The 21,103-nt window shown below is 63.4% G+C and carries 22 protein-coding genes and 1 tRNA gene; 11 read left to right on the top strand and 12 right to left on the bottom strand.

The genetic code is table 11. The annotated features are described in order from the left end of the window. The 3 genes from JX325_RS03990 to pgsA form a co-directional block, all read left to right on the top strand. Positions 1-903: MiaB/RimO family radical SAM methylthiotransferase (locus tag JX325_RS03990; protein ID WP_204789880.1), on the top strand; the 903-nt coding region annotated here is incomplete at its 5' end. Next, complete coding sequence (locus JX325_RS03985; protein ID WP_204789879.1) at positions 900-1,175, top strand: helix-hairpin-helix domain-containing protein; 276 nt, start codon at positions 900-902, stop codon at positions 1,173-1,175. The genes JX325_RS03990 and JX325_RS03985, both read left to right, overlap by 4 nt. Further along, entirely contained in the window at positions 1,172-1,759 is a 588-nt protein-coding gene (gene pgsA / locus JX325_RS03980) for a CDP-diacylglycerol--glycerol-3-phosphate 3-phosphatidyltransferase (protein WP_204789878.1), read from the top strand. The genes JX325_RS03985 and pgsA overlap by 4 nt, the downstream gene beginning before the upstream one ends. A gap of 63 nt (positions 1,760-1,822) precedes the next feature. Here pgsA and JX325_RS03975 read toward each other — a convergent pair whose 3' ends face one another. From JX325_RS03975 to recQ, 5 genes are all read right to left on the bottom strand, one after another. Beyond that, the gene (locus tag JX325_RS03975; RefSeq protein WP_204789877.1) at positions 1,823-2,839 is read right to left on the bottom strand and encodes a Gfo/Idh/MocA family oxidoreductase; all 1,017 of its coding nucleotides are present in this window, start codon (positions 2,837-2,839) and stop codon (positions 1,823-1,825) included. Next, positions 2,839-3,852, bottom strand: coding sequence for an ABC transporter permease (locus tag JX325_RS03970; RefSeq protein ID WP_204789876.1), 1,014 nt, complete (start codon positions 3,850-3,852; stop codon positions 2,839-2,841). Before JX325_RS03970 ends, JX325_RS03975 begins: the two co-directional genes overlap by 1 nt. Next, the gene (locus JX325_RS03965) at positions 3,845-5,347 is read right to left on the bottom strand and encodes a sugar ABC transporter ATP-binding protein (RefSeq protein WP_204789875.1); all 1,503 of its coding nucleotides are present in this window, start codon (positions 5,345-5,347) and stop codon (positions 3,845-3,847) included. The genes JX325_RS03970 and JX325_RS03965 overlap by 8 nt, the downstream gene beginning before the upstream one ends. A 154-nt stretch (positions 5,348-5,501) precedes the next feature. Beyond that, positions 5,502-6,557 (bottom strand): sugar ABC transporter substrate-binding protein, encoded by a 1,056-nt coding sequence (locus JX325_RS03960; RefSeq protein WP_204789874.1) that lies wholly within the window; start codon positions 6,555-6,557, stop codon positions 5,502-5,504. 317 nt (positions 6,558-6,874) lie between these two features. Next, positions 6,875-8,707: a DNA helicase RecQ gene (gene recQ / locus JX325_RS03955; protein ID WP_204789873.1), complete on the bottom strand. Its 1,833-nt coding sequence runs from the start codon at positions 8,705-8,707 to the stop codon at positions 6,875-6,877. A 261-nt stretch (positions 8,708-8,968) separates the two neighbouring features. Here recQ and JX325_RS03950 point away from each other — a divergent pair, with 261 nt between their 5' ends. The 7 genes from JX325_RS03950 to JX325_RS03920 all read left to right on the top strand — a co-directional run bounded on the left by JX325_RS03950 (position 8,969) and on the right by JX325_RS03920 (position 12,514). Next, entirely contained in the window at positions 8,969-9,484 is a 516-nt protein-coding gene (locus JX325_RS03950; protein ID WP_204789872.1) for a GNAT family N-acetyltransferase, read from the top strand. Positions 9,485-9,523: 39 nt separating this feature from the next. Continuing rightward, entirely contained in the window at positions 9,524-10,237 is a 714-nt protein-coding gene (locus JX325_RS03945; protein WP_204789871.1) for a metal ABC transporter ATP-binding protein, read from the top strand. Further along, on the top strand, positions 10,234-11,055 hold the full coding sequence (locus JX325_RS03940) for a metal ABC transporter permease (protein ID WP_204789870.1): 822 nt from the start codon (positions 10,234-10,236) through the stop codon (positions 11,053-11,055). Before JX325_RS03945 ends, JX325_RS03940 begins: the two co-directional genes overlap by 4 nt. 143 nt (positions 11,056-11,198) lie before the next feature. Continuing rightward, positions 11,199-11,495 (top strand): 30S ribosomal protein S6, encoded by a 297-nt coding sequence (rpsF, locus tag JX325_RS03935; protein WP_204789869.1) that lies wholly within the window; start codon positions 11,199-11,201, stop codon positions 11,493-11,495. A 13-nt stretch (positions 11,496-11,508) separates the two neighbouring features. Beyond that, positions 11,509-11,979, top strand: coding sequence for a single-stranded DNA-binding protein (locus tag JX325_RS03930; RefSeq protein ID WP_204789868.1), 471 nt, complete (start codon positions 11,509-11,511; stop codon positions 11,977-11,979). Positions 11,980-12,039: 60 nt separating this feature from the next. Next, the gene (gene rpsR, locus JX325_RS03925; RefSeq protein WP_204789867.1) at positions 12,040-12,291 is read left to right on the top strand and encodes a 30S ribosomal protein S18; all 252 of its coding nucleotides are present in this window, start codon (positions 12,040-12,042) and stop codon (positions 12,289-12,291) included. A 149-nt stretch (positions 12,292-12,440) separates the two neighbouring features. After that, a tRNA-Gly gene (locus JX325_RS03920) sits at positions 12,441-12,514 on the top strand. Between the two features lie 143 nt (positions 12,515-12,657). On the opposite strand, the gene JX325_RS03915 is transcribed toward JX325_RS03920, so the two are convergent. Together JX325_RS03915 and JX325_RS18415 are read right to left on the bottom strand one after the other, a co-directional pair. Next, a complete protein-coding gene (locus tag JX325_RS03915; protein ID WP_204789866.1) occupies positions 12,658-13,275 on the bottom strand; it encodes a metallophosphoesterase in 618 nt (205 codons plus the stop codon). After that, positions 13,272-15,173 (bottom strand): BMP family ABC transporter substrate-binding protein, encoded by a 1,902-nt coding sequence (locus JX325_RS18415; protein ID WP_279380501.1) that lies wholly within the window; start codon positions 15,171-15,173, stop codon positions 13,272-13,274. Before JX325_RS18415 ends, JX325_RS03915 begins: the two co-directional genes overlap by 4 nt. A 244-nt stretch (positions 15,174-15,417) precedes the next feature. Between JX325_RS18415 and JX325_RS03910 the strand changes: the two genes are divergently transcribed. Beyond that, entirely contained in the window at positions 15,418-15,840 is a 423-nt protein-coding gene (locus JX325_RS03910; RefSeq protein WP_204789865.1) for an HIT family protein, read from the top strand. Positions 15,841-15,897: 57 nt separating this feature from the next. On the opposite strand, the gene ptsP is transcribed toward JX325_RS03910, so the two are convergent. The 5 genes from ptsP to JX325_RS03885 form a co-directional block, all read right to left on the bottom strand. After that, positions 15,898-17,532 (bottom strand): phosphoenolpyruvate--protein phosphotransferase, encoded by a 1,635-nt coding sequence (ptsP, locus tag JX325_RS03905; RefSeq protein ID WP_204789864.1) that lies wholly within the window; start codon positions 17,530-17,532, stop codon positions 15,898-15,900. A 21-nt stretch (positions 17,533-17,553) separates the two neighbouring features. Next, a complete protein-coding gene (locus JX325_RS03900; RefSeq protein ID WP_204789863.1) occupies positions 17,554-17,811 on the bottom strand; it encodes an HPr family phosphocarrier protein in 258 nt (85 codons plus the stop codon). Between the two features lie 72 nt (positions 17,812-17,883). Continuing rightward, the gene (locus tag JX325_RS03895) at positions 17,884-19,827 is read right to left on the bottom strand and encodes an alpha-amylase family protein (protein WP_204789862.1); all 1,944 of its coding nucleotides are present in this window, start codon (positions 19,825-19,827) and stop codon (positions 17,884-17,886) included. Then, positions 19,824-20,768, bottom strand: coding sequence for a carbohydrate kinase family protein (locus JX325_RS03890; RefSeq protein ID WP_204789861.1), 945 nt, complete (start codon positions 20,766-20,768; stop codon positions 19,824-19,826). Before JX325_RS03890 ends, JX325_RS03895 begins: the two co-directional genes overlap by 4 nt. Before the next feature lie 103 nt (positions 20,769-20,871). Beyond that, a partial coding sequence (locus JX325_RS03885; RefSeq protein ID WP_204789860.1) for a hypothetical protein occupies positions 20,872-21,103 on the bottom strand: 232 nt, incomplete at its 5' end.

Raw genomic sequence — 21,103 nt, 5'->3', positions numbered from 1 at the left:
CTCTCCACGCCCCCCTGGTATGCCTATCTCCGCATCGCCGAGGGCTGTGACAACCACTGCGCCTACTGCGTCATCCCCTCCCTCCGGGGCAAGTACCGCAGCCGCCCCATGGCGGAGCTGCTGGACGAGGCGGCGGAGCTCAGCTCCGCCGGGGTCAAGGAGCTGCTGGTCATTGCCCAGGACATCACCCGCTACGGCACGGATTTAAACGGCGAGCACCAGCTGGCCGCCCTGCTCCGGGAGCTTGCCGGGCTGGACTTCCACTGGATACGCCTCCACTACCTCTACCCCGACGAGATTACGGAGGAGCTCATCGACACCATCGCCTCGGAGCCGAAGATCCTCCCCTATCTGGATATCCCCATCCAGCACTGCAACGACGGCATTTTAAAGGCCATGAACCGCCGGGACACCAAAGAGTCCATCCGGGCGCTGTTCCGCACCCTCCGCCGGCGCATTCCCGGCCTGGTCCTCCGGACCAGCCTCATCGCCGGGCTTCCGGGAGAGGGAGAGGCGGAGTTCGGGGAGCTGTGTGAATTCCTCCGGGAACAGAAAATCGAGCGGGCCGGGGTGTTTCCCTTCTCCCCGGAGGACGGAACCCGGGCGGCGAAGATNGAGCATGTGGACGCGGAGGAAGCCGCCCGCCGGGCGGAGATCGCCGTGGACGTGCAGTCCGACGTCATCGACGCTTACAACGAGTCCATCCTGGGAGAGGAGCGGGAAGTCCTCTGCGAGGGCTTTGACGGCCAGGCCCAGCTGTTCTATGGCCGAAGCTACGCCGAGTCTCCGGAGATCGACGGGCGCATCTGGTTCTCCGCCGGGGAGGAGCCGGAGCCGGGGGACTTCGTCACCGTCCGCCTCACCGGGGTGATGGACGGCGAGCTCACCGGAGAGCGGGTATGAAAAGCCCCCTGAGGGAAATCCCCGGCGTGGGGGCCCGCATCGCCGCCGTCATGGAGGCCCTGGGAATCCGGGAGGTCTCGGACCTCCGGGGCCGGGACCCGGAGGAGCTGTATCTGAAAGAATGCCTGATGAAGGGTTACCAGGAAGACCGCTGCGCCCTGTACGTCTGGCGGGCGGCGGTGTATTACGCGGACCACGAAACCAGGGACCCGGAGAAGCTGAAATGGTGGTACTGGAAGGACAAACCCTATCCGGAGAAGGAGGACCTATGAATCTGCCCAATAAACTGACCATGCTCCGCATCATCCTGACGCCCATTTTCCTGGCGGTGCNGTACTGGGGCTTCCCCGGCGCGGACTATGCGGCCCTGGCAATTTTCATCATCGCCAGCCTGACGGATATGCTGGACGGGAAAATCGCCCGGAAGTACAACCTGGTCACGGACTTCGGCAAGTTCGCCGACCCTCTGGCGGACAAGATTCTGGTGGTGGCGGCCATGCTGTGGTTTGTGGAGTGCGGGCGGATGCCCGNCTGGATGGTGATGATTGTGATCACCCGGGAGTTTGCCGTCAGCGGCCTTAGGATGATCGCCTCAGACAACGGGCGGGTGATTGCCGCCGGGTGGTCCGGGAAGGTGAAAACAGCCTCCACCATGGTGTGTATCGTGATGATGCTGGCTCTGGGGCCTCAGATTGAGGCGGCTCGGATGCAGATGTATTTGTCGTCCCAGTTCCCCGCCCCGCGTCCCCCGATCCTGTGGGTGGACATTATCTGCGGCTGGGTCATTACCTTGACGACTCTGTACTCTGGGGTGGAATACTTCCTGAAAAACAAAGATGTTATCCGCTCTGCTTGAGCGGTACACAAAAGCCCCGCTGTCTCTCGACAGCGGGGCTTTTCATATCGCTTAATTCGTTGCTTAGTTCAGCTTGACGGCCTTGCCCGTTCTCCACGCTTCCGTGGTGGCGTAGCCGATGGCGGTGGACTTGGTCCCGTCGTAGACGCTGACCCCGGGGGTCTTCCCCTGGAGCACGCAGTCCACAAACTCCTGGACCTCGATGAGATAGGCCTCCTCAAACCGCTCCGGGAAGGAGCCCACGCACTCGGCGCACACGCCGTTGGTGTTGTACAGCCGGGCCTGGTTCTTCTCCGGGACGGCGGAGATGCGGATAGACCCTTCGGTGCCCACGATCTCGGTTTCCACATGGTAGCCGTNAGGGGCCGTCCGGCCCACATGGATCATGCCCATGGCGCCGTTTTCAAACTTGTAGACGGCCACGCCGGTCTCGTCGTCCCCAGCGTCCTTAAACTCCGGGTGCTTGAAGGTGGCGCCCATGGCGTAGACCTCGGTTGCCTCGCAGCCCAGGAACCAGCGCATGAGATCGATGTCGTGAATGGACATATCCAGGAAGATGCCGCCGGAGTTCTTGGCGAACCGGATGGCTCCTTCCACGAACGNCACTGGGTCGATACCTGTGGCCTTCACCAGATAGGGGGTGCCGATGGCTCCCTCCTCGATCTTCTGTTTGGCGTAGGAATAGAACTTGTCGTAGCNGCGCATGAAGCCAAGCATGAAGGTGAGCTCCGGGTGGCGCTCCACGGCGGCCTCCGCCTGCTTGCATTGGGCCACGTCCACGCCCAGGGGCTTCTCGGAGAAGACGTGCTTCCCCGCGTCCAGGGCGGCCTCAATTTGCCAGCAGTGCTCGGAAGAGGTGGTGACAATGACCACCGNGTCGATGTCGGCTTTCGCCAGCATCTCCTTGTAGTCCGTATAGACGTCGGTGACGCCCAGCTCGTTTTTGGCGTACTCCAGCTCGGCGGGGACGATGGAACAGGCCGCCGTCAGCTCCGCGCCGGGAATCTTATAGCGGAGGTTCTGGGCGTGGACCTTGCCCAAACGGCCCAAGCCCACAACGCCGACTTTTACTTTGTTCATTATTTCGCGACCTTCTCTTTCTCCTCGGCCTCCTGCTTGGCGGCGGCGGCCATGCGGCGGTTCTTGGCCTCCATGCCGGCCCGGACCACATCCATGAAGACCGCCAGGATGATCACCAGGCCCAGGACGATGTTCTGGCCCGCGGAGTCAATAGACANCATGGTAAAGCCGTTGCGCAAAACCGCGATGATCAGGGCGACCAGCATGGTGCCCACCATGGTGCCCTTGCCTCCGGTGAAGGAGGCTCCGCCGATGATGCAGGCCGCGATGGCGTCCGTATCATAGGGCTGGTTGGCGTTGGCGCCGTTGCAGATGCCGGACCGGCCGATGGAGACGATGCCGCCCAGGGCCGCCATGATGCCGGACATGGTGTAGCAGAAGGTCAGCACGTTGGCCGTGTTGATGCCGGAGAGCCGGGTGGCCTCCATGTTGCCGCCGGCGCAGTAGATGGACCGGCCCAGAGCCGTGCGGCTGAGGAAGAGGTGCATGATAACGTAGAGGACGATAACCACCATGAAGCTGACAGGGAAGCCGCCGATGGTGGCCTTGCCCAGGAACTGGACGGACTCGGGGAAGTTGTTGACCATCTNGCNGCCGGTGACCAGCAGGGCCAGGCCCCAGAGGACGTTCTTCATGCCCAGGGTGGACACGAAGGGATGAGGCAGGTGCAGACGGGTCAGCAGGGTGCCGTTGATGAAGCCCACCAGGCCGCCGGCCACGATGGCTACGATCATCATCAAAACGCCGCTTTGAATCTCCGCCTTGTTCATGGCGCCCATGACGCAGGCGCAGAACACGGCGTTGGCGCCTACGGAGAGGTCAATGCCCGCCGTGATAAGGCACAGCAGCATGCCCGTCGCCAGNAAGGCGTTGAAGGCCGTCTGCTTCAGGATGCCCATGAGGTTGCTGTAGCTGTAGAAGTTGGAGTTTGCAACTGACAAAACCACGCACATGATTACCAGGGCCAGCAGGGTTCCCATTTGGAACCCGGACCCGCTCTTTNTNTTAGTCATCTAAACTACCTCCCCAAGCCGCTTTCATGATGTCCTCCTGGTTGAAATGCTTGCTGTCACGGTCCACGGTGGCCATGACCCGGCCGCCCCGCATGACGACCACCCGGTCGCTCATGCCCAGGATCTCCGGCATTTCGGAGGAAATCATAATGACGCATTTTCCCGCCTTTACCAGGCTGTTCATAACATTGTAAACCTCGACCTTCGCGCCCACGTCGATGCCCCGGGTGGGCTCGTCGAAGATGTAGATGTCCGCCTCACTGTTGAGCCATTTTCCGATGACCACCTTCTGCTGGTTGCCGCCGGAGAGCTGGCCCACGANCTCGTCGATGGAGGGGGTCTTGATCCGCAGGGTCCGGATGTGCCCCTCGCCGGACTCCTGGATGCGCTTTTCGTCCAGGAACAAGCCCGTGGTGTGCCGCTTCAAACTGGCCAGCACCAGGTTCGTGCGAATGGACTCCTGGAGCACCAGGCCCTGGCCNTTCCGGNCCTNGNTCAANAGCGCGATGCCCTCGGCGATGGCCTGTTTGGGGCTTTTGACGTTGACTTCTTTTCCCTTGATGTAGATTTTGCCGCCGTCGATGGGGTCCGCGCCGAAGACGGCCCGGACGGTCTCCGTGCGGCCCGCGCCCACCAGGCCGCTCATGCCCAGGATCTNGCCGCCATAGGCCTCCAGGCTGACGTCCTTCAAAACGCCGCCGATGGAGAGGTTTTCAATCTTCAGCATGCACTCGCCCTTGGTGCCGAACTCCTTGGGGAACTGGTTCTCCAGGGTCCGGCCCACCATGGCGGCGATGAGGGAGTCGTTGTTCCAGCCGGCAATGTCCCGGGTCTCGATGAACTCGCCGTCCCGGATGACCGTCACCCGGTCGCAGAGCTCGAAGAGCTCCTCCAGCTTGTGGGAAACGAAGAGGATTCCCACGCCCCGGGCCTTCAGCTCCCGGCAGGTCTGCATCAGCTGCTTGACCTCTTTTTCGCCCAGGGAGGACGTGGGCTCGTCCATGATAATCATTTTGGCGTCAATCAGGACGGCCTTGGCGATTTCGATCATCTGCTGGACGCCCATGCCGAAGGTGCCCGCAGCCTTCCGGGGATCGATGTCCTGGCCCAGGGACTGCATGACCTCGGNGGCCTTTTTGTGCATGCCCTCATAGTCCAGGAGGAAGCCCTTCTTGGTCCATTTGTTGATAAAGATATTGTCCGTGACGCTGAGGAGCTTTTCAATGTTCAGCTCCTGGTACACGCAGGCAATGCCCGCGGCGGCGGACTCATTGGGGTTTTTGAAGATCTTCCGCTCTCCGTGGACATAGATCTCGCCCTCGTCCGCCATGTGGACGCCGGTGAGAACCTTAATCAGCGTGGATTTGCCCGCGCCGTTCTCTCCGATCAGTCCGTGGATCTCGCCCGGCTTCACGGCCAGCTGCATGTTGTGCAGGGCCACAACGCCGGGGAATCGTTTGGTTACGTTTCTCAGCTCAACTACGTATTCGCCCACCTAATCATCACCTCATTCTCTTGGAAATCCGTGGTTTCGCAACACACCGGTTCTGGAAATATGTTACAGGAGGAAGAGAAAAGGGGCCCCGCTCCGGCGGAGCCGGAACGGGGCCCCTTCCGCTCACTTCAAAAGGGATGTACGGCTTTGCTTATTAGGCCAGGTAGCCCTGGAGCTGCTCCAGACGGGCCTGGGCGTTGGAGGGATCGACGATGCTGGCGCCGGCGTCGATGAACTCGTCCAGCTGCTCGCCCTGGAGGGCGCGGACCACGGCGTCAACGGAGTTGTAGCCCATGCTGTAGCCCTCCTGGCAGANGGACATGGTCTCTTCACCGGCCAGGATGGAGTTGCAGGCNGACTGGATGCCGTCGAAGCCCAAGAAGACGGTGTTCTTGTAGTTTTCGTTTCCGGAGGCGGCGGCGGCACGGGCGGCGGCCATGGCCATGTCGTCATTGTTGGCGCAGATGACCGCGATTCCCTCGGGGTGGTTCTGGATGATGGCTTCCATGCAGGTCACGGCCTGGTCGGCCACGGCGTTGGCATACTGGGTCTCGTCGGAGAGGAAGGTTCCGCCGGCGGCCTCGATGCCGGCCTTGTAGCCCGCCATACGGGCCTCGTTGGTGGAGTCGCCCTGGACGCCCGCGATCTCGATGCACTTGATCTCTTCCCAGCCGCGCTCCTTGGCCAGCTTCGCGGCGGCTTCGCCGCCCAGCTTGGCCGCGGCCTCATTGCCGGTGCCCACGAAGGAGAGGACCTCGGGGGCGTCGATGTCGGTATCCACCGCCACGATGGGCTTGGTTTGGCCGGCAATCATGTTGGCCNCCATNTCCGCCTGCAGGNGGGCGANGACATAGCCGTCGATGTCGCCGTTGTTCATGTCGGTTTCGATCATGTTCAGCTGCTCGTCATAGGCGGTTTCGGAGGTGGCTCCCTTGACCGTGACGGTCACATTGGGATGGTCTTTCTGATAGGCGTTGGCTCCGGCCACCACATAGCTCCAGNACTCGGAGGCGGTGGTCTTCAGGATAACGGAGATGTTGTAGNTCTCGTCGCCGCNGTCGGAGGAACCGGAGTCGGCGGGCTCGGCCTGCTGCTGTCCGNCGTCCGCGGGGGCGGAGGAGCCGCCGTCATTGCCGCCGCCGCTGCCGCCGCAGGNGGCCNGGGACAGGGCCATGGCAAGGGTGAGGAGCAGTGCAAGGAACTTCTTCATAACTTCTTTTCTCCTTTTCAAATAGTTTCCCGGAAACGTGGGGCGCCTCCTCAAAAGCTCCTAACTCCCCGCGCTTAAAAAGCGCGGGGAAAGGGAGTACTCCCTTTCCAAAGTCCCCTTGAAGAAGCGGCCGTCATGCCTCCAGCAAATACGTCCGTATTTTAGCACAGGCATCCTCCGCCAGTCAAGAAGAGTATACCATATTTATACACTATTGAAAAAATGAGCAGGCATTTTTGTGAATAGTATCTAAGGTAAAAAGCGGAAATTTCCAAAGATACCCAACTTTTCGACGGACGGTTTCTTAAGCAGAGGAATTATTCTCTCACTCCGGCCCTCCAATCCCGGATGGCCCTCAGAAAATCCTCGCCATAGCGCTCCGCCTTGACCCGTCCCACGCCGGAAACCTTCAAAAACTCCTCCATGTCCAGGGGGCGGAGCGCCGCCATATCCGCCAGGGCGGCGTTGGAGAAGACGATGTAAGCGGGGACCCCCGCCTCCTGGGCCAGACGGGAGCGAAGGGCCTTCAGCGCCGCCAGCAGGCTGCCGTCCGCCTCCTGGGGCGCGGATCCGGAAGACGGGCCGGCCTGGGGAGGCGGCGACTTCGCCGCCCGCTCCCGGAGAAGGACCCGCTGCCCCCGGAAGGGCACGTCCCCCGCCCGGGCCGTCAGCCGGAGGACGGGGTACTCCTCCCCGTCGGCGCGGAGATAGCCCTCCTCCATCAGGTGGTCGATGTACCGCTGGACCCGCTCCTGGTCCACGCCCTTCAGGGCTCCGTGGGTGGGAAGCCGGTCCAAACCCAGCTGGAGGATCCGCCGGTCCCGGCTGCCCCGGAGGAGCTTGATGATGGCGGCGGCCCCCAAGCCGTAGGCGCAGCGCTTTTCCACCCGGGCCACGGCGGAGAGGATCTTCTGGGCCTCCACGGTGATGTCCCGCTCCACGAAATCCCCGGCGCAGCTTCCGCAGTTCCCGCAGTTTCCGCTGTGGATCTCCCCGAAGTAGTCCAGCAAATCCGCCCGGAGGCAGCCGGTGGTCTTGCAGTAACGCACCATCCGGTCCAGGCGGATGAGATCCCGGCGGAGGCGCTCCGGGTCCCCCTCCTGGGCCTCCTGGGAGTGGGTGATGAGNTACTTGGCGGTCTGCACGNCCCCGGGGGCGTAGAGCAGGACGCAGCGGGCGGGACTGCCGTCGCNCCCCGCCCGGCCCGCCTCCTGGTAGTAGCTTTCCAGGTCCTTGGGCATGTTGTAGTGGACCACAAAGCTGACGTTGGATTTGTCGATGCCCATGCNGAAGGCGTTGGTGGCCACCATGACCCGGGCCTGGTCGTAAACAAAGCCCTCCTGGCTCCGGCGGCGCTCGCCGTCCTCCATTCCGGCGTGATACCGGGCGGCGGGGACGCCCTGGGCCAGCAAGGCGGCGGTAACCGCGTCCACCGCCTTCCGGGTGGCGCAGTAGACGATGCCGCTCTGCTCCGGCCGCTCCGCCAAAAAGCNGCTGAGCCAGAGGTCCTTGTCCCTGGGCCGGACCACCTCAAAAAAGAGGTTTGGCCGGTCAAAGCCGGTGGTGACGCGCAGGGGGTCCCGGAGCTCCAGCAGGGTTTCGATGTCCCGCCGCACCGCCGCCGTGGCCGTGGCGGTGAACGCCCCCACGGGAGGCCGGACGGGCAGGGCGCGCACCAGCTCCGCGATTTCCAGATAGCTGGGCCGGAAGTCCTGGCCCCACTGGGAGACGCAGTGGGCCTCGTCCACCGCCACCAGGGAAACGGGCAGCTCCCCCAGCAGGCGGCGGAAGCCCTCGGCCTGGAGCCGTTCCGGGGCGACGTATAAGAGCTTGCAGTCCCCCCGGCGGACCCGGCGATAGACCTCCCGGTACTCCTCCGCGTCCAGAGACGAGTTGATGTACGCGGCGGGGATGCCCGCCTGGGCCAGGGCGGCCACCTGGTCCTTCATCAGCGAGNTGAGGGGGGAGATCACCAGGGTCAGCCCCGGCAGCAGCAGGGCGGGAAGCTGGTAGCAGACGGATTTCCCCGCCCCGGTGGGCATGACGCCCAGGGCGTCCCGGCCCGAAAGAAGCGCGTCTACTAAAGGTTCCTGCCCGGGGCGGAAGCCGCTGTGTCCAAAGTACTGCTTTAAAAGGATNTGCTTGTCCATGGGACGGCCTCCTGTCGGGATTCTTTCTGCGCGGCTATGAGACAGCGGCGGATGGTCCCCCGGACCGCTCCCTCCGACTCGATCTCCTCCTGCATGTCCAGAAGACGGTCCAGGCACCGCCGTGGGGTCCGCCTCCTTATTTTTTTGATTTTATCACAAGGCCCCCGGCGATGCAAGAAAGGAAACGCGCCCGGGCCCCATTGACGCACCGGCGAGGAGGCGGTATAATCAGAGCCATTCATCGGGACCGGAGGACAGGACATGAACTTGACTTTTAAAAAGGCGTCCCTGGACGACCTGGAGCTTTTGACGGAAACAAGAATCGAGGTGCTGCTGGCGGCCAACGGACTGCCGGAGGGCACGGACATGGACGAGGTGCGAAAGCAGACCCGCCGCTACTATCAAACGGCGATCCCGGAGGGCACGCACACCGCGTATCTGGTGCTGGAGGGAGATCGTTTGGCGGGCGCGGGCGGCGTCAGCTTTTTTCGGATCATGCCCACCGATCACAATCCCAGCGGGCAGAGGGCCTACATTATGAATATGTACACGCGTCCCGAATACAGGCGAAGGGGCATCGCGCGCAAAACCCTGAGCCTGCTGGTCCAGGAGGCCGGAAGCAGGGGCGTCACAGCGGTTTCCCTGGAGGCCACCGCCATGGGCCGCCCCCTGTATGAGAAATACGGCTTCGTGGGGATGGACCACGAGATGGAGCTGCCGGAGGGTTTTGCGGCCCGGGAAACACCGGCCCTTGACTTCCCCCCGCCCCCGCTGTAAAATGGCAGCAATTGACAAGTACGAGCTTGGAGGCAACGCATGGAGCAAACCGATCTGATTGTCTGCCGGGACCTGTCCCTGGGCTATGAGGGGCAGAGCGTCCTGAGCCATCTGAATCTCCGGGTTCGGAGCGGGGACTACCTCTGCTTGGTGGGGGACAACGGCTCCGGGAAGTCCACCCTGCTCCGGGGGCTCCTGGGGCTTCTGCCGCCCCTCTCCGGGACCATCGAACGGGCGGCGGAGCTGGAGCGGGGGGCCGTGGGCTACCTCCCCCAGCAGACCAGGGCCCAGCGGGACTTCCCCGCCACGGTGGAAGAGGTGGTCCTCTCCGGCTGCCTGAACCAGAAGGGGCTCCGGTTCTTCTACACCGCCGCCCAGCGGTCCCGGGCGCTGATGAACATGGGGAAGCTGGGGGTTCTGGAGCTTCGGGCCAAGAGCTACCGGGACCTCTCCGGGGGCCAGCAGCAGCGGGTCCTCCTGGCCCGGGCCCTCTGCGCCGCAAGCCGCCTGCTCATCCTGGACGAGCCCGTCACCGGCCTGGACCCCGCCGCCGCCCAGGACCTTTACAAGACGCTGAATTATTTAAATAAGAAGGAGGGCATGGCTGTGGTCATGGTCACCCACGACCTCCGCCCCGCCCTCCGGGACGCGGGGGCCGTGCTCCATATCGGGCATGGCGGGTCCTTCCTGGGGACTCCGGCGGAATATCTGGCCTCCCCCTATGGGAAGCGCTTTAAGGAGGCTGCGGAATGAGCTTGCTGGAAATGTTCTCCTTCCCCTTTATTCAGCGGGCCCTCGTCGCCGGGGTGCTGGTGAGCCTCTGCGCCGCCCTGCTGGGGGTGCCCTTGGTTCTGAAGCGGTACTCCATGATCGGCGACGGCCTCAGCCATGTGTCCTTCGGGGCCCTGGCCATGGCGGCGGCTCTGGGATTCACACCGCTGTATTTCTCCATTCCCGTGGTGGTCGCCGCGGCCTTTCTCCTCCTCCGGGTGGCGGACAGCCCCCGGTGGAACAGCGACGCGGCCATCGCCGTGGTCAGCGCCTCCTCCCTGGCCCTGGGGGTGCTGGTGATTTCCAAGACCTCCGGCATGACCACGGACGTGGACAACTATATGTTCGGCAGCGTCCTGGCCATGAGCAAGGCGGACGTCGGGCTGTCGGTGGTCCTCTGCGCCGCCGTGCTGGCTTTGTTCCTCCTGTTTTACCACCGCATTTTCGCCGTGACCTTTGACGAGGGCTTCTCCCGGGCCACAGGGATGCGGGTGGAGCGGTACAACGCCCTGCTGGCCATTTTGACGGCGCTGACCATCGTGCTGGGCATGCGGATGATGGGGGCCATGCTGATCTCCTCCCTGGTGATTTTCCCGGCGCTAACGGCCATGCGGCTGTTTCAGAGCTTCCTGGGGGTGACCCTCTGCGCCGCCGTTACGTCGGTGGGGTGCTTCTGCGCGGGACTCGCCGTGTCCTTCTCCTGGTCCACGCCGGTGGGGGCCACGGTGGTGGCGGCGAACCTGGCGCTGTTCCTCCTGGCCTGCGGCCTTGCGGCCCTCCGGGGACGGCGGGGCCGCTGAAAAAGGTGAAAACCACGGGGCGGAGTGGAAACTTTTCCTTGACATTTTCCCAAATTCCGATATAATAAATAGGCTTGCAGTTGCAGGCATATCCTTGCTCTCATCGGAGTATGAGGGCCATTTGTCCAAAAGGAGGTGCAAACATGGCAAAGGTTACTGCCAATTACGAGGTCGTGTATATCATCGACCCTGCACAGGGGGAGGAGAACATCGCCGCTCTGGTTGCGAAGTTCAAGACCCTGGCTGAGCAGAACGGCTCCGCCGTCGAGGTGGAGGAGTGGGGCGCCCGGCGTCTCGCCTATCCCATCGATTACAAAAACGACGGCTACTATGTGCTGATGAGCTTCACCAGCGAACCGTCCTTCCCCAAGGAGCTGGACCGCGTTCTCGGTATCACCGACGGCATCATGCGTTCCCTGATCGTCTGCAAGGGCGAGTGAGGAGGAACCCCGCATGCTGAACAAGATCATTCTCATGGGCCGTCTGACCCGTGACCCCGAACTGCGCCGCACNCAGAGCGGCACCGCCNTCACGTCCTTCTCCATCGCCTGCGACCGGGACTTCAAGTCCCAGAGCGGCGAGAAGGAGACGGACTTCATCGACGTGGTCGCCTGGCGGAGCNCGGCGGAGTTTNTCAGCAAGTNCTTCNCCAAGGGCCGCATGGCCGTGGTGGAGGGACGGCTGCAGATCCGCGATTGGACCGACCGGGAAGGCGGCAAGCGCCGCAGCGCCGAGGTCGTGGCGGACAACGTCTACTTCGGGGACTCCAAACGGGACAGCGGCGGCGAATACGGCGGCTCCTCCTACGGAGCGCCCCCCGCCTACGGCGCCCCCGCCGCGTCCGGCAGGGCTCCTGCCTCCGGCTTTGGAGGAGGGTCTGATTTCACCGAGATCGGCGAGGAGGACGGCGAGCTGCCGTTTTGAATTTGATGGATTCCGAAGGGCGCGGAGTTCTTCGGACACCGGAATAAAGGAGGAAATCTCATGGCTTTCGATCGTGAATCCCGGCCCGCCCGCCCGACGCGGGGCAAGCGCCGCAAGGTCTGCCAGTTCTGCGCCGAGAAGTGCGAGCACATCGACTATAAGGATGCCGCCAAGCTGCGCCGCTTCATCTCTGAGCGCGCCAAGATCCTGCCCCGCAGGACCACCGGCACCTGCGCTATGCATCAGCGCCAGCTGACTGAGGCCATCAAGCGGGCCCGTCAGATCGCCCTGCTGCCCTACGTCACCGACTGACGGAGGAACAAGGAACTGAAAAAGTCCGGTCCGTCCCCTTTGGGGCGGGCCGGGTCTTTCCCGGGGTAAAAATTTCTTTTCCCGGCGGAAAAGGACTTGATTTTTCCCGCCNGTTCGTTTATAATAACATTGTTGTGTAAATTGAATACGCAGGGTTAGTACATCGGTAGTACAACGGCTTCCCAAGCCGTGGAGGCGGGTTCGATTCCCGTACCCTGCTCCAAAAGGAACAGCACCGCTTTGCGGTGCTGTTCCTTTTGGAGCAGATACTCCGGTTTGCCGCGCAAAGCGGCCGCCGCGGACCTTATGCAAACCGCGGGAAAACTCCCGGAAGCCTTTCCGGCCCGCGCCTGTTTCCTTGCGGCGTCAAGGGCTTTCCGCCTTTGGCGGGTTTTCCAGATCCAGCACATACCGCTCATAGGCGTTGATGATGGTAGTCTCCCCCCGCTGGAGCACCCGGGGGATCTGGAACCCATAGTTCACATGCACATGCCCATGGATCAAGTACCGGGGCCGGTACTTGTCCACCAAATTCAGCAAACACTCAAACCCCTGGTGGGCGTAGTCCTCCCCGTCTCCATAGCCCATGATGGGCGAGTGGGTCAGCACAATGTCCACGCCCCCCGCCCGCCGGAGGCTCCACCACAGCCGCCGGACCCGGCGGGCCATCTGGGCCTCCGTGTACTGGTGGGGCCCTCCGCTGTACTCTACACTCCCCCCCAGGCCCAAAATGCGCAGGCCCTTCACCGTCACCAGGCGGTCCTCCACGCAGTCGCAGCCCTCCGGAGGGTTCCGGTCATAGGTCTTGTCGTGATTCCCGTGGACGTAGAGCAGGGGCTTGCCGCTCATGGTCACCAGGAAGCTGAGGTATTTGGAGTTCAAGTCCCCGCAGGAGAGGATCAGGTCGATGCCGTCCAGGCGGCCCGGACGGTAGTAGTCCCACAGGTACTCGCTCTCTTTATCAGACAGTAACAGCAGCTTCATAGGATGGGGTCCTCCTTCTCCGGGGGAATGGCCTCCCGGTAGACGCCCTGGAGCCGGGCGAGGGGGCGGGCCATGGGCAGCAGGTCCTCATACTGGGGCAGCTGGCCGTGGACGCAGTCTAGAAGGGTGTCCATGTGCAGGATTTTCTCCGGCGCGGCCTCGGGGAAGGGCTGGAGGGAACCGTCGATGATGCCCCGGCGGAGGACGCCCGCCAGCCGGCGGACCCCGGCGGGCAGATCGTCCCCCAGCAGGATGTCCACGGCCCGGCTGTCCAGGCCCCACCAGTAGTTCACCGCCTGGCCCTCCGGGGCTGCCAGGGCCTCCCAGCCGCCCTCCAGCACGCTGCGGACCAGGTTCGTGTAGACATTGCCCCAGTGCCAGTAGGGGGAGGCCAAGGAGTGGAATTTTCCGTTCTCAATGCGGCACAGGCCCCAGGGCTCCCGGATGCGGTCCGGCGTGGGAATGTCCCGGTTGGAGATGAGGGAGACCCCCTCCCAGGCCAGGGCGTCCATGGCGTCCTCCTCCACGCAGGACCAGCGGAGGGTGATCTCCGCCCGGGGATTTGTCAGCTGGGCCCCCAGGGCGAAGGCGTTGATGCTGGCGGGAACGCCGAAGATCGGGCTGCTGGCCACGTACCCGATGCGGCCGCTGCGGCTCAGAGCCCCGGCGATGGCCCCGGCGATATACTTCGCCTCATAGATGCGGCTGTAATAGGTACGGACCCCGGNGTAGGGCATGGAGACGGAGCAGTTCAGAATACGGACCTCAGGGTGCTTCGCCGCCGTCTTCCGGCAGGCCCCGATGAGGGGCGGCGTGATGGCGAAAAGGATCTGGGCCCCGTGCTCAATGGCCTCCTCCATGGCGGCCTCCGCCNCCTCCCCGGGGCGGAGGCCGTAGAAGACCTCCGTTTCCACCCGGTCCTCCAGCACGGTTTCCAGGTACTCCCTCCCCAGGTCGTGGGACCGGGCCCAGTCGCTCTGCTCCGGCAGCTGGTCGCTGATGAAGGCCACATGCAGGCGGCTTAGCTGCTTGGGCTTGAAGATGCGGCCCAGCAGGTTCTCCTCCCTGGCCTCCGGCGTGTCCGTGCGGACGGCGATGGGCCCTGACAGGGCCTTGATGTCCGCCCAGACGGCCTTGACGCTCTTGAGGAGCTCCGCCGAGGACAGGGAGATCAGTTCGTCGAAGCTGTAGACCTTCAGCCACACCAGCACGGCGTCCGCCACGGTGATGGGCAGCTCCCCGCCTCCCAGCTTCAAAAAGGGCTCTTGAAAATAGGTGTAGCCCGCGGCGAAGCGGCGGCGCTCGTCCTCCGTCCAGATGTGGTCCGGCTCATAGCCCAGGGCCTTCTGGAGTTTGACAAAGCTCCCCGCCCGGGTAAACCGGGTCCGGTACAGCTTCGTCTTCGGAAAGGACTGCATAAATTCGTAGTAGGCCNCCACCGCCGGGTCCTCCGTCCAGACAGGGATCATGCGGATGACGTAAGCGGGGATGGTGGGCGCGCCATAGCTCCGCAGGACGCTGACCCGCTTGTTTCCCTCCTGGACGTAAAANCGGCNGAAGNACTNATAGCACCNGNTAGGNNCCCGGATGCCCTCGTCCCCCAGGTGGGCCTCGCAGAGGCTGATCCACTTCCCGGCAAACTCCGTGTCCGGGTCCAGCAGGGGCAGGAAGTCCGCCGAGAAGGCGGACCGGCGGCCCGCCGTTTTGGTGCCGACGATCTGGTCGATGGGAATCTCCATCACCCCCAGCTCCGTCTGGCCCGCCACCATAGAGTCGCTGATGATCTCGTCCAGCACCTGGGGATAGGGGTAGCGGCCCCGGACCAGGGCCTCCTTATAGGCCTTGCGCCCCTGTTTCAAGGCGGTGGCGTACTGCGACATTGCCTCCTGACGGTTCATGCAAAAGTCCTCCCTTATCGTTCCGATCCATGTGATTTCAAGGGTTTATTGTACCCTGACCGCCGGAAAATTACAATGGTATTTTCGCCGAAAGCCGGGGAGCTCCGGGGGAAGGGACCGGGCCTTTTGGCAAAAGCCGGCAGGGCGCCCGGCGGGGAAGGGAAATTTAAAATCAGCACTACCAAGCGCCGTCCCGGCGTGCTATAATAGTGGGACAATCCAAACAGAAAGGATCGATCCCCTCATGAAAGACCAAAACTGCGGATACTGCACCCGGAAACAGGAGCTGCTGGACGGCTTCGGCATCTACGTCTGCGACCTGGAGGCCAGCGTTCTGGTCCTCTTTAAGGAGCAGAGCCACCCCGGCCGCTGCATCGTGGCCTACAAGGAGCACGCCGGCGACATGACGGAGCTCACCGGCGAGGAGCGNAGCGCCTTCTTCGCCGACGTGAACCGGGTGGCCAAGGCCCTCCACGCCGCCTTCCACCCGGACAAGATCAACTACGGGTCCTATGGGGACACCAGCGGCCACATGCACTTCCACCTGGTCCCCAAGTACAAGGACCAGGCCGAGTGGGCCTCCACCTTCGCCATGAACCCGGAGAAGGTCTTCCTCACCCAGCCGGAATACGACGCGATCATCGCGAAAATCAAGGCGAACCTGTAAGCGGTGCATAAAAGAGCGCCGGACGCATACGCGTCCGGCGCTTCGCCGTTCTTTGCCTTAGTCCTGGGACTCCTTGCTCAAATCCAAGCTGCGGATGATCTTCCGCAGGGGCAGGATCGAGGAGGGCGAGACGCTCAGCTCGTCCACGCCATAGCGGAGGAAGGTCTCCGTCAGGGTCTGGTCCGCGCCCAGCTCCCCGCAGATGCCCACCCAGCAGCCGTGGCGGTGGCCCGCCTCGATGGTGTGGCGGATCATGCGGAGGACCGCCGGGTGATGGGAGTCGTAGAAGTTATCCAGCTTGGGGTTCTGCCGGTCAATGGCCAGGGTGTACTGGGTCAGATCGTTGGTGCCCAGGGAGAAGAACTCCACTTCCTCGGCCAGCTCGTCGGCCAGAAGGACGGCGGCGGGCGTCTCCACCATGATGCCAATCTCCACATTGCCCATAGCAACGCCCCGCTCTTCCAGCTCGGCCCGGCACTCCTCCAGGATCTCCTTGGCGTCCCGGACCTCCCGGACGGAGATGATCATGGGGAACATGACGGAGACGGTGCCGAAAGCGCTGGCCCGGAGAATGGCCCGGAGCTGGGTCTTGAAGATCTCCTTCCGGGTCAGGCAGATGCGGATGGCCCGGTAGCCCAGGGCGGGGTTCTCCTCCTTGTCCAGTCCGAAGTAATCCGCCTGTTTGTCCGCGCCGATGTCCAGGGTGCGGATGATGACCTTCTTTCCGGCCATAGTCTCCACCACCCGCTTGTAGAGCATAAACTGCTGGTCCTCGCTGGGGTAGTCCTGGGAATCCAGGTAGAGGAATTCGCTGCGGAACAATCCGATGCCCTGGGCGTCGTTCTGGAGGACCAGCCCCACGTCCCCGGCGTTTCCGATGTTGGCGTAGACCTTGATCTCTTTGCCGTCCAGGGTGATGTTGGGCTTTTTCTTCAGGCTCTGAAGCAGGGCCTCCTGCTTGAGATCGTTGCTCCGCTTTTCCTCCATGGCGCTGAGGAGCTCCGGCGCGGGCTCGATGTAGACGCAGTGGTTATAGCCGTCGATGACGGCCAGCTTCCCGTCCCACTCGTCCTGGAAGTCCACCCCCACCAGGGCGGGGATGTTCATGGTCCGGGCCAAAATGGCGGTGTGGCTGTTGGAGGAGCCGTGGCGGGTGATGAAGCCCAGGAGCTTCGTCTTGTCCAGCTGCACGGTTTCGCTGGGGGTCAGGTCGTCGGCCACCAGAATGGCGGGCTGGTCGGCCATCATGTCCGCGTCGCCCACGCCCAGAAGGACGTTGACCACCCGGCGGGAGATGTCCTTCACGTCGGCGGCCCGGGCCCGCATGTACTCGTCCTCCATGGCGGCGAAGGCGGCGGCGAAGTTTTCCCCGGTGGCGGACGCCGCGTACTCGGCGGTGGCCCCCTGGGTCTCCAGGATACCCCGGACGGCGTCCAGATAGTCGTCGTCGTCCAGCATCATCTGGTGGATCTCAAAAATGGCGGCGTTGTCCTCCCCCACCTCGTCCAGGGCCTTGTCGTACAGGACCCCCAGCTGCTCCTGGGCCTTGACCCGGGCGGCGTCGAAGCGGGCGTACTCCTCCTCGGGGGTGAGGGTGGAGGAAACGGTGGTCTGGGCCTCCGCTTTCTTATAGATGCGCAGGGGGCCGATGGCAATGCCGTTCAGAATGGATTTACCAGTCGCAACTTGCATAGCGGTTCCCTCCCAGCGGCCTTACATGTTTTCCTTGCAGAACTGCTCCATGGCGGCGGCGCTGGCTTCCNCGTCTCCGCCCTCGATGGTAAAGGTGATCGTCTCCCCGGTTTTGACGCCCAGGCCCATGACAGCCATCAGCTTGGTGGCGGCGGCGGACTTTTCGCCCTTGGTGATGGTGACGGTGCTGTCCAGGGCCTTGGCGGCCTTGGCCAGCAGACCGGCGGGACGGGCGTGGATGCCCACGGGATCGGTGATCGTATAAGTGAACTGTTTCATGAAGCTTCTTCCTTTCTGATCGTGGTGGCCGGATTGCCCGGCGTCTTGTTTATAGGATACCACGTCCCCGTCCTATTTGCAAACGTTATTTAATCGTTTACCTGATTTGGAAGTATTTGATATCTTCTGATTGAAAAAGCGCGGAAAATCCAAAGGGATTTTCCGCGCAGGGAAACGCCTTTCGCGGCGTCNGCCGCGCAGCAGCCAGGCAAAGCCGTTGGGCCACAGCTCCACATCCCGGAGGCCATGGTGCCGGGTTCCGTACAGGAGATCGGTATAGCCGCCGTCCCGGTCCACGCGGGCATGGACAAACCCGCCGCTGAAGTTGAACAGGCACACCAGCTCCCGCTCTCCCATCCTCCGGCTGAGGGCCAGGACGTGGTTGCTGCCGGACTCCTCCACGGTCACGTCCGCCCGGGCGTCAAAGCAGGGCTCCGCCGCCCGGATGGCCTCCATCTGCCGGAGGCCTTGGAAAAGCTTGCCCTGGCAGGTCTTCGGGTCCGTCCGCCGCTCCGCCAGGTCCCAGGGGAAGTTCCCCCGGTGGAGATAGCGGCTGTCCTCCCGCTTGTCGGGGTCGTCGTGATAGCTCCAGTCGTTGAGCCGGCCCACCTCGTCGCCGCTGTAAATCACGGGGATGCCGCTCTGGCTGAGCATCCAGGCGTNGAGGGTCAGATCGCAGGCCACGGCCCGCTCCAAAAGGGCGGGGTCCCCCTCCGCCGCCTCCACGCCGCAGAGGGAGGCGGTGGTGCCGCAGAGGCGGGCGTCCCCCAGGCGGGGGTCGTCGTTATAGAGCTCCCCCCGGCTGGGACTGCCGGGCCATTTGCCGGTAAACCAGTCGTTTAGGAATTTCTTGTGGGCCACCTCGTCCGTGCCGGAGGTCTGCGCCAGCCAGGGATAATCCAGGCCCCAGCCGATGTCGTCGTGGCAGCGGAGGTAGTTGAGGAAGAGGAAGTCCTTGGGCAGGGCGCAGACGGCCTCCATCTGCCGCTTTAAGAGGGAGGCGTCCCCCGTGGCCAGGGTGTGCCAGGTGGCGGCCATGGTGGTGACGTTATAGAGCATGTGGCACTCGGGCTTCTCGGTGGTGCCGAAATAAGGGGCCACCTTGACGGGCTCCATGACCACCTCCCCCAGCAGCAGCACGCCGGGGCAGGCGATCTCCGTCACCATCCGCAGCATCCGGGACAGGGTATGTACCTGGGGCAGGTTCCGGCAGCCGGTGCCCAGCTCCTTCCAGATGTAGGGGATGGCGTCCAGGCGGATTACGTCGATCCCCCGGTTCGCAAGGTACAGCAGGTTCTCCGTCATGTCCCGGAACACCGCGGGATTGGCGTAATTCAGGTCCCACTGGTAGGGATAGAAGTTGGTCATGACCACGGAGCCGTCCGGAAGCTCCGTGAAGCTCCCCGGCGCGGTGGTGGGAAACACCTGGGGCACCGTCTTTTCAAACTCCCGGGGGATGTCCCAGGAGTCGTAGAAGAAATAGCGGTCCCGGTATTCCGCCTCCCCCGCCCGGGCCCGCTTCGCCCAGGCGTGGTCCTCGCTGGTGTGGTTCATCACAAAGTCCAGGCACAGGCTCATTCCCCGGCGGCGGCAGGCGTCCGCCAGGGACTCCAAATCCTCCATGGTCCCAAGAGACGGCTGGACCTTCCGAAAATCGCTGACGGCGTAGCCCCCGTCGCTGCGGCCCTTGGGGCTTTCCAGCAGGGGCATCAAGTGCAGGTAGTTCACGCCGCACTCCCGGAGGTAGCCCAGCTTCTCCTTCACGCCGTTTAAATCCCCGGCAAAGGCGTTTACGTAGAGCATCATGCCCAGGAGGTCCCGCCTTCTGTACCAATCCGGGTCCGCCTCCCGCTTCCTGTCCTGGTCCCTGAGGGGTTTCTTCCGCTCTTCCCAGCTGCGGCGGAGCATTTCCACAAAGTCCGAGAACGCCTCCTCGTCCCGGTAGAGCTCACAGTACAGCCATTTCAGCTCGTCATAATGCCGGGCCAGGCGCTGGTCAAAGATGGAGGGCCTCACGGCATCCGCCCTTCCTCCAGCTCCGCCAGGGCGGGCATGGCGGGGATGGCCCCGCTGCGGGAGCAGGTGAACGCCGCCGCCCGGTTGGCAAAGGCCAGAATGTCCTTCAGCTCCGCCCGTTCCAGGCCCTCCAGGGGCTTCTCCCCCCGGGCACACAGGCGGCTGAGGACAGCCCCCAGGAAGGTGTCCCCCGCGCCGTTGGTGTCGGCTACCTTTACGGGCACGCCGGGCTGATGCCAGGACGCTCCCTTCCAGCGGCAGAACACGCCCTCGCCCCCCAGGGTGACCATAATGAGGGACAGGCCCCGCTCCTCCAGAATACGGGTCCCCTCCTCCAGATCCGCCGTTCCGGCCAGCAGGGGCAGCTCCTCCTCCGCCAGCTTGATGATGTCCACCAGGGGCAGGGGAATCGTCATCCACTCCGCCGCCTCGGCCTGATTGGCCCAGAGGACAGGGCGGTAATTGGGGTCGTAGCTCACAAGGCCGCCGTTTTTGTGGGCCGTCCGGGCGGCGAAGATGGTGGCGCTGCGGCTCATGCCCGCCGTCAGGCTGACGGAGCCGAAGTGGAGGATCTTGCTCCTCAGCACCCGATCTTCGTCCACCTCCTCGGGGCAGATGTCCCGGTCCGCCCCCCGGAGGAAGCGGAAGCTCCGCTCCCCGGCCTCGTCCACGGACACCACGGCCATGGTGGTGGGCTGGCTCCCCGTGCGCAGGCCGGAGGCGTCCACGCCGTTGTCCGTCAGCACCTTCCGAAGGTAATTCCCGAAACCGTCGTCCCCCACCTTGCCCCAGAAGGCGGATTTGGCCCCCAGACGGGCCGCCGCCACCGCGACGTTGGCGGGCGCTCCGCCGGGGTTCGCGGAGAACTGGGGCACCCCCGCCGCGTTGACCCCTGTCTGGGTCAGGTCAATCAGAATCTCACCAATCGCTGTTACGTCCATGATACGGCCTCCTATCTGTTTTTATCTTATGAAGCAGGCAAGGCGAATGTCCTTTTTTTGCCAATCGCCCGCTCCGTAATCGATTTTCTCGGATTATATCAAACTATTTTCCCCTTGTCCAGTACTTTGCTGCCGCTAACTGAAAATTTTTCCGCCGCTTTTCCAGGTCCTTCCAGCCTCCCGGCGGAGTAAAGAAGTGTACAAAAAAAGGGGCCCCTGAGGGCCCCTGCTGAGGCGGCTTTTTCAGCCGTTTTTTCCTAAGGAAACGCTGATTTAATCCCCCGAAATGATAGCAGATGTGATAAAATAAGGAAAAGGGGGCGCGGGGTATGAAA

This window comes from Oscillibacter sp. CU971, from assembly GCF_905219725.1.
Taxonomy (GTDB): domain Bacteria; phylum Bacillota; class Clostridia; order Oscillospirales; family Oscillospiraceae; genus Oscillibacter.
Note: the sequence above shows the minus strand (reverse complement) of the source record. Positions and strands in the feature narration are given on the sequence as shown.